General features: G+C 68.2%; 6 protein-coding genes. 4 read left to right on the forward strand and 2 right to left on the reverse strand.

From position 1 onward, the window contains the following. Positions 1-89 precede the first annotated feature (89 nt). On the reverse strand, positions 90-1,040 hold the full coding sequence (locus VEG08_10365; protein HXZ28388.1) for a hypothetical protein: 951 nt from the start codon (positions 1,038-1,040) through the stop codon (positions 90-92). Positions 1,041-1,099: 59 nt separating this feature from the next. After that, positions 1,100-4,138: a TonB-dependent receptor gene (locus VEG08_10370; GenBank protein ID HXZ28389.1), complete on the reverse strand. Its 3,039-nt coding sequence runs from the start codon at positions 4,136-4,138 to the stop codon at positions 1,100-1,102. A 233-nt stretch (positions 4,139-4,371) separates the two neighbouring features. Here VEG08_10370 and VEG08_10375 point away from each other — a divergent pair, with 233 nt between their 5' ends. From VEG08_10375 to VEG08_10390, 4 genes are all read left to right on the forward strand, one after another. After that, positions 4,372-4,800, forward strand: a complete 429-nt coding sequence (locus tag VEG08_10375) for a BlaI/MecI/CopY family transcriptional regulator (protein HXZ28390.1) — start codon at positions 4,372-4,374, stop codon at positions 4,798-4,800. Beyond that, positions 4,797-5,732, forward strand: coding sequence for a hypothetical protein (locus tag VEG08_10380; protein HXZ28391.1), 936 nt, complete (start codon positions 4,797-4,799; stop codon positions 5,730-5,732). Before VEG08_10375 ends, VEG08_10380 begins: the two co-directional genes overlap by 4 nt. Before the next feature lie 133 nt (positions 5,733-5,865). Then, a complete protein-coding gene (locus tag VEG08_10385; protein HXZ28392.1) occupies positions 5,866-6,351 on the forward strand; it encodes a hypothetical protein in 486 nt (161 codons plus the stop codon). 244 nt (positions 6,352-6,595) lie between these two features. Next, the coding region (locus VEG08_10390; GenBank protein ID HXZ28393.1) for a glycoside hydrolase at positions 6,596-7,525 on the forward strand (930 nt) is incomplete at its 3' end.

Below are 7,525 nucleotides of genomic sequence, written 5' to 3' on the forward strand. Positions count from 1 at the left end.
TCAAACGTCCCGCCGAAGATGGCTACGTTCATTCCTGGCCGACTCGCCTCCCCCTTTTTACCACAGAGGAGAAGCCAGACAGAAAGAGCTCAGCGCGCGGAGCCGGAGGATGCCGTCGATCCGCAGGACTTCTCTTCCAGCACCAGCAGCCGGTGCGGGTAGTCGATGGTGACCAGGTAATTCTCGAGGAAGTCCGAGCCCAGCCCTACATACACCGGCTTGTCCATTCCCCGGCTGAAGCTGTCAAAGCCGGAGAACACCCGGCCGAAGCGGCTGCGCACCTCGAAGGGCCCCACGCGGATGCCCTCCAGCAGGTAGCCCGACCTCTCTTCTTTGTAGTGCCGCAGCGCCTGCAGCTTGGGATCGATCACGGTGCTGCTCTTGCCCGTGTCCACCTGGACATAGATGGGCTTGCCGTCCACCTCGCCTTCCACCAGGACCAACCCGTCCAGGGCGTGCGGAGAGACAAAGCGGGCCACATGCCGGGTAGCGCAACTCTTGATCCCGGGCGGCAGCGGCGAACGCGACAAGGCCAGGGTGTGATGTGCGTAGTCCAGAGTGACGCGGTACTCGCGCAGGCTCCACCATCCTAGGGTGCCGACGAAGCCCTCGCGCTTGCCCATGACGCTCTCCGGGCCCATGCCGACGATCTCCACGCCGCTCAGATGGATCGGCCCAAACTCCAGGCTGCCGGCGACCGCGGTCGGGATCTTGGCCATAGGCTTTCCCGAAGAGTCCAGCCAGGTTTCCCAGCCCTTGACTGGGAGCCCCAGACGGGCGATCTCTCCGGCATCCAGCGAGCCGTAGCCGGCGGTGCCAGTGTCGAAGATGAGCAGCTCCGGACTGCCCTGGACCTTCGCCGTGATGATCGGCACCTCGGGCACGCCGCCGGCGCCGCTAAGCCGGAACTCGGCCACGTCCTGAATCTTGTACCCGTACTCCGCCATCCAGGGCGGCGGACTCGCCGCGGGATCCTGCGCCACCACCCTGCTCGAGAGTAGGGCGACCGTCATCAGAATGCCGATGCGCCAACTCTTCAAATGACTCTCCTGGCGTGGCGACGCGGCGGTGCCGTAGGGACCCGCGTCCCGTCCACAGCTCAGAACGTCAGCCTTGCTCCGAACTGCGCGGCGAAGGGGATGCCCACCGTGGTCCCCGGCCCGAAGAAGTCTCCCAGCGCGCCCGCGGGGAAGCGCAACTGGTTGACGTTGGTGATGGGCTGGGTGAGGGTGCAGGCGGCGTTCAGGCAGAAGGCGGTGGCGTTGAAGAGATCGTTCACCGGCAGGGGCAGGGCGGAAATGTCGCCGGCGTAGTTGTTGCCCGGGTTGGCCCGGTTGAGCAGGTTGAAGAACTCGACGAAGGGGCGCAGGTGCACCCGCTCGGAGGCGAACTCGAAGTCGCGGCTCAGCCGCAGGTCCACCTGCGCGAAAGCCTTGCCGCGGAACTGGTCGAGCGTGGTCTGCACCCCGTTGACCACGGCGCGGTCATTGCCCTCGATGCCGTCGCCGTTCACGTCCACCGGCGTGCCGATGGTGAAGGGGCGCGCGCTCTCGATCTGCATCAGCGTGCTCAATTCGAAGCGGTAGGGCAGTTGCAGCACGCCCGCCAGCACGAAGCGGTGGCGCACGTCCTCGCCCGAGGGACCGTAGTCGCCGGGGCCGAAAGGATCGCGCACGTCGCTCACTCCGTTCACGTAGTCGAACAATTCGCCCACCACCGCGCCCCAGGTGGCGGCCGAGGCCAGGGTGTAGTGCGCGGTCAGTTCGAAGCGGTGGCTCAGCCGGTGCTGCACCATGATGGTCATGCCATCATAGCGCGAGCGGTTGTCCGTCTTGAACAGGGAGACGTTGGGCTCCATCCCCGGGAAGGTGGGCGAGTTCAGCGTGACTCCGCCCGCGTACTCATAGCGCCGGTACTGGTGTACTCCCTGCTGGTGCACGTAATGGACGTCGAGTTTCCAGTCCCGGCCGAAGGCGTGCTCCACCCCGAAGCTCACCTGCAGCGCGTAGGGCGTCTTGTAGTTCGGATCAATGAGTGCTCCCTGGCCGCCCGGCGGGATGCAGCCGGGATCTTCCACCGGCAGGATCACCTGGCAGGGCAGCGGCGGCGCGTTGACCGCGGTGAAGGCGTCCACCCAGCCGTTCTGGGCCAGGTCGTTGTAGTAGAGCCCGATGCCGCCGCGGACCACCGTGTTCCCCGCCTGCCCCGGCGACCAGGCAAAGCCCAGCCGGGGCGCGAAAGCGGCGTGGTAGTCGTGCGGGATGCCGTTCACCAGAGGGATGCTCAGCGCCTGCAGCGTGAGGAAGGCCGGGTTCTGGTCCTGCAGCCGCCCTTCGGCACGGAACAGCCCCCAGGTGGTGTCGTAGCGCAGGCCGTAGTTCAGCGTGAACGACGGCCACACACGCCACGAGTCCTGCACGTAGAGCCCGAGCCGCTGCACGTTCTGCGCGAAGCGGCCGTCGCCTGCCGGGGTGAAGCTGGAGTCCGGGCACGGCCCCAGGGACGGATCGCACAGGCTGATGACCGCAAACGCTGCCAGGTTGCTCAGGTAGAAGCTGGGGTCCTCGGGGAACTCGTAGAGCTTCTCCGCCGTGCCCGTGAGCGCTCCTCCCATCACCGGCTCGTGCACGAAGTTGATCCCGAACTTGGTGGTGTGATGTCCGCTGGCGTGGCTCACGTCGTAGCGCGCCTGGTACTTCTGCTGGTCGCGCAGCACGGGGAAGGCGGTGATGGGGGTGGCGAACTGCTGATCGCCGAAGGTCTCGAAGGCCGAGGTGGTCAGGAAGTTGACGCTGAAGGGAAACGAGTAGGCGAAGCCCAGGTCGGAGGTGCGCCGCTGGGTGAGGTGCAGGCTGTTGGCCTGCAGCGTCAGCGCCCCGATCCAGGTGTCGGAGAACTGGTGCGTCTGCCCCAGCAGGACGCTCCAGTAGTCGGTCGTGGTGTTGGCGCCGGTGGAGGGCAGCGCGCCCTGCTGCAGCAGGTTGTCGTCGGTGTGGTTCAGGTCGAAAGAGCCGCGCAGGAACCACTGCGTGCGCGGCGACTGCTGCCAGTCGAGCCGGCTGGTGAAGATCGCGTCGCGGAAGGGCACCGGCACCGAGGTGGGCACGGCGATGGAGGGCACCCCCGGCACCAGACCCAGCCCCGCCAGTTGCGCCAGCGCCTGGAACTCATTCTGGCTGAAAGCGCTGTAGGCGATGCTGGCGTTTTCGCGCACGTACTCGAACGACCCGAACACCCACACCTTCCCCTTCTGCAGCGGTCCTCCCAGGTTGAAGACGAAATTCTGCCGTCCGAAGGGCTGCTTGGGCGCGGGCTCGGGGTTGTCGAGGGGATTGCGCGCGTTGAGCGCGGTGTCGCGGAAGTAGAGGGCCGCCAGGCCGTGCCAGGTGTCGGTCCCGCGCTTGGTGCTTAGGATCACCGAGCCGCCGTTGGTGCGCGAAGTGTCGGCGTCGAACTGCGCCGTGCGCACCACAAACTGGTCGAGCGCGTCGGGCGAGTAGTTCTGCAGAAAGCCCCCGATCCAGTCGTCGTTGTTGTCGCCGCCGTCCACCGACAGGTCCACGTTCAGGCCCGAGCTGCCCCCGAACGAGACCGCGGTGATGCGCGCCTTGGTGGGATCGGAGGGCTCCACCGGCTCGGTCATGGGGCTCAGGTAGGCGACGTTGGCGAAGCTGCGCGCCGCCAGCGGGATCTCTCCCAAGTCCTGGCGGGTGATGACCGTCTTCTCCACGCTGGAGGTCAGGTCGATGGGCTGCGAGGCCATGGACGCGCCCTGGCCCTCCACCCGCACCTCTTCCTTCACCGGTTGCGGCTTGAGTGTGAAGCGCACGCTGGCCGCGGAGCTCACCGGCACGCTCACGTCCATCGCCACCGGCGCGAAACCGGCGGCGTCCACGCTCACCTGGTAGTTGCCGGGGGCCAGTGCGGGGAAGTGGAATTCCCCGGCGGCGTCGGTGGTGGCGGTGCGTTCGAAAGCGGTGCCGGGCTGCGCCAGCGTCACCCGCGCCTTGGCGATGCGCGCGCCGCTGGTGTCCTCGACCGTGCCCGCCAGGCTGCCGCGGAACTCCTGCCCCTGGGCCCTGAGCCCGGCCAGCGCTACGCACGCAATCACCATCGCGATCCGCACTCTTCTTGCCATAGGTTCTGCTTTCTCCTAGCCCTCGGCGGCGACCGAAGCGGGCTGAACGAAAAATAATCGGCCGACAACCGTAGTCCACCGGCAAGCGCTACTACCACCCTAGTAGGGAGAAGGAGGAGCGACCCCTGCCTGGCATCACCAACCAGCTACCGGCGCGGTCCTTGCAGTTCTCGCTGCGTTTGCTGTATGGAGCCCGGAGGCGTAAGCTGAGACTCTTTTCGGAGAACGGCTTCATGGGTTGGATCAGGCAATCCGCCGGCCGGCACCCGCAGCTCGGTCCTTTGGAGACCCGGCTGCTGGGCCTGTTGTCCCAGCGCCGGGATGCCACGGTGCGCGAATTGCTGGGTTCCGCCCAGGTCGACGCCGCCTACACCACGGTGATGACCACCCTGGACCGCCTCTACAAGAAGGGCTTCCTCGACCGCTCCCCGGACGCCCTCAGCCGCGCCTTCCGCTACCGCCTGAAGCAGGGGGAACGCGACCTCTACCGGGCGGTCCTGGGGAACGATCTTCACGATCTGCTGCAGACCGCGGCCGATCCTTCCTTGCCGGTCTCGTTCCTGGTGGACGCCGTCACCGAGCACGATCCGGCCCTGCTCGAGGAACTGCGGCGCGCGGTCGAGCGCAAGCGCCAGCAACTGCGCCGGAGGAAGCAGCCATGAGCTATCTCCTGCGCGGCGCGCTGCTGTCGTCGGCGGCCTTCTTCCTCGCCTACGTCTTGCTGTCGCTGGGCGTGGCCGGCGCCTGGCGGTTGCTGGGCCGGCGCGCGGCCGCCTGGAGCGCCTCTCTGCTGTACGGCCTGCGTGCGCTTCCTCCGGCCGGCGCCGTGCTCTTCGTGGCGGCCTTCGTCGTCCCGGCGTTTGTTGGTCTGGAACCTCAGAGCACGGACGAACGGTTCGGAATCCCCGGGATCGCGCTGGCGAGCGCGGGCCTGCTGATCGTCGCCTTGGGAGCGGTCTCGGCACTGCTCGCCTCCTGGCAGACGGCCCGCTTCGTGGCATCGTGTCCGAAGTCCGGCGCCCGGCGGCGGGTGGGGGACGCCGGCGCGGGCGCGGTGGAAGTGGTCTCCGCGAAGCCCCTGTTCGTGGTGGCAGGCATCCATCGGCCCAAGCTGCTGATCTCGGAGCAGGCGGTGCGCCTGCTGGACGAGAATGAGATGCGGGTGGCGGTGCGCCATGAGCTGGCCCACGCTCGCTTCCGCGACAATCTCAAGAAGCTGGGGCTGCGGGCCGCTCGCTTTCCCTTCCTCTCCGGGTTGGAGCGGAGCTGGATGCAGGCGGCGGAGCTGGAGGCCGACGATGCCGCGGTCACGGATCCCTCCGGCGCTCTGGATCTGGCCTCGGCCTTGCTTAAGATCGCGGGCGCCTCGTCCCCGGCGCCGCTGCCGCACCTGGCCATGAGCCTGGTTCCCGGCACCCAGTCGGCGCTGCAGGCGCGCGTGCAGCGGCTTCTGGCATGGGAGCCGCGGCGCAGTTCCCCCTCTTCCGCACGCCAGCGGGTGTTCTTCCTCGTCTTCGCTCTGGCCGCGCTGGCCGCCGGCTACGCGCCCCTCCTGCGCCACGTCCACGAACTCTGCGAGCTCCTGGTCCGGTAGGAGGCGCGCCGCTCTCCGGCCCCGGGGACGAACCTACATCACACGGCCGCGTGCGCTGTGCACTTGTTCCGCGCCCGCCCTCCCGCCATCATGACAGGCAGCGTGGTACGCAAGCTGTCCCCGGGAGGTGCGTATGCGCAAGGCTATCGTTCCCCTGCTCCTCTCTCTTCTCGCCGTCCTGATGCTGGCCCAGACCCCAGGCAACCGGCTGCCGCAGGTGCCGCCGGGAGGCGACCGCTTCCCGGCGCAGTCCGCCTACGGGCCCACCGGCAGCATGTGGCGGCTGGCGGAGGTCCGGGTCGTCCCCCTGGACGTGGCCGCCGCCCAGACCAAGGAACTGGCCACGCTGCGCGCGCGCGTCGAGCTGGCCAAGCTGGAGTACGCCAAGCTGAATCCCTCGGACGCGGCCGTGCGCACCCAGCTCACCCGCCAGATGGAGCTGCTGGACGCGCTGCTGGGCTGGGCCGAGCGCCAGAACTCCGACGCCGGCAAGAGCCCCACCGCCATCCAGGTGCAGCAGCACCTGAACAACATCGAGGGCAAGGTGCAGTGCGAGTCCTGCCACGGCGGCATCATCGGCGAGATGCAGCCGCCCCCGGACCCGGCGCGCGGGCGCTGAGGGGCTTCGTCTGCGATGTCATCCTTCGCGAGGCGAAGCCGAGCGGAGGATCTGACGGCACCGCCTGCCCCACCGCCCTGGTAGCGCCAGCGCTGTCCTCAGATTCTCCCCCCGCGCTTCGCTCGGCAAGAGAATGACAGGGGCCCAGGCGCGGACGCCTCTCCCCTGACTCCTGATTCCCAGCTACTAGCTACCAGCTACTAGCTACTGTTATTCTTTCCCGCCGGAAGCCTGTGAGGTCCCCATGAATCGGACTGCTACTCGCCTGCTGGTTCTTCTCTTCCTCGCCGTCTCCACCCTCGCCGCCCAGCAGGTCCCCTCGAGCATGTACCAGGAGATGCGCTGGCGCATGGTCGGGCCCTTCCGCGGCGGGCGCACCCGCGCGGTCGCCGGCGTCCCCAGCCAGCCCAACGTCTTCTACATCGGGGTGTGCAACGGCGGAGTGTGGAAGAGCGACGACTACGGCCGCACCTGGACGCCCATCTTCGACGACCAGCCTACGCAGTCCATCGGCGCCATCGCCGTGGCCCCCTCCGACCCCAACATCGTCTACGTGGCCAGCGGCGAGGGCCTGCAGCGCCCCGACCTCTCCGTGGGCGACGGCATCTACAAGTCCAGCGACGCCGGCAAGACCTGGACCCACATGCCCGGGCTGCGCGACGGCCAGCAGATCCCGGCGCTGGCGGTGGACCCGCGCGATCCCAACCGCCTCTTCGCCGCCGTGCTCGGACATCCCTACGGTCCCAATGCCGAGCGCGGCATCTTCCGCTCCACCGACGGCGGCCAGAGCTGGCAGAAGGTCCTCTACAAGGACGAGAACACCGGCGGCTCCGACATCGAGATGGACCCTTCCAACCCCGACGTGCTCTACGCCGGGTTGTGGCAGGCGCGCCAGGGACCGTGGGAGGACGCCAACTCCTACGGCGGTCCCGGCGGCGGCCTCTTCAAGTCCACCGACGGCGGCCAGACTTGGCGCCAGCTCACCCAGGGCCTGCCCGCCGACCTGGTGCAGGTCAACGTGGCCATCGCGCCCAGCCGGCCCAGCCGCCTCTACGCCGCCTTTTCCACCACCCGCCCCAGCAGTTACCAGTCCGGAAAGAACCTTGGCTTCTACCGCTCCGACGACGCCGGCGAGACCTGGCAGAAGATCACCGAGGACGGCCGCCCCGCCATG

The organism is Terriglobales bacterium, assembly GCA_035624475.1.
Taxonomy (GTDB): Bacteria; Acidobacteriota; Terriglobia; order Terriglobales; family Acidobacteriaceae; genus DASPRL01.

Bases quoted from the DNA above. Each gene is read 5' to 3' on its own strand.
- VEG08_10380 (HXZ28391.1), top strand. From the start codon at position 4,797: ATGAGCTATCTCCTGCGCGGCGCGCTGCTGTCGTCGGCGGCCTTCTTC.
- VEG08_10385 (HXZ28392.1), top strand. From the start codon at position 5,866: ATGCGCAAGGCTATCGTTCCCCTGCTCCTCTCTCTTCTCGCCGTCCTG.
- VEG08_10370 (HXZ28389.1), bottom strand. From the start codon at position 4,138: ATGGCAAGAAGAGTGCGGATCGCGATGGTGATTGCGTGCGTAGCGCTG.
- VEG08_10375 (HXZ28390.1), top strand. From the start codon at position 4,372: ATGGGTTGGATCAGGCAATCCGCCGGCCGGCACCCGCAGCTCGGTCCT.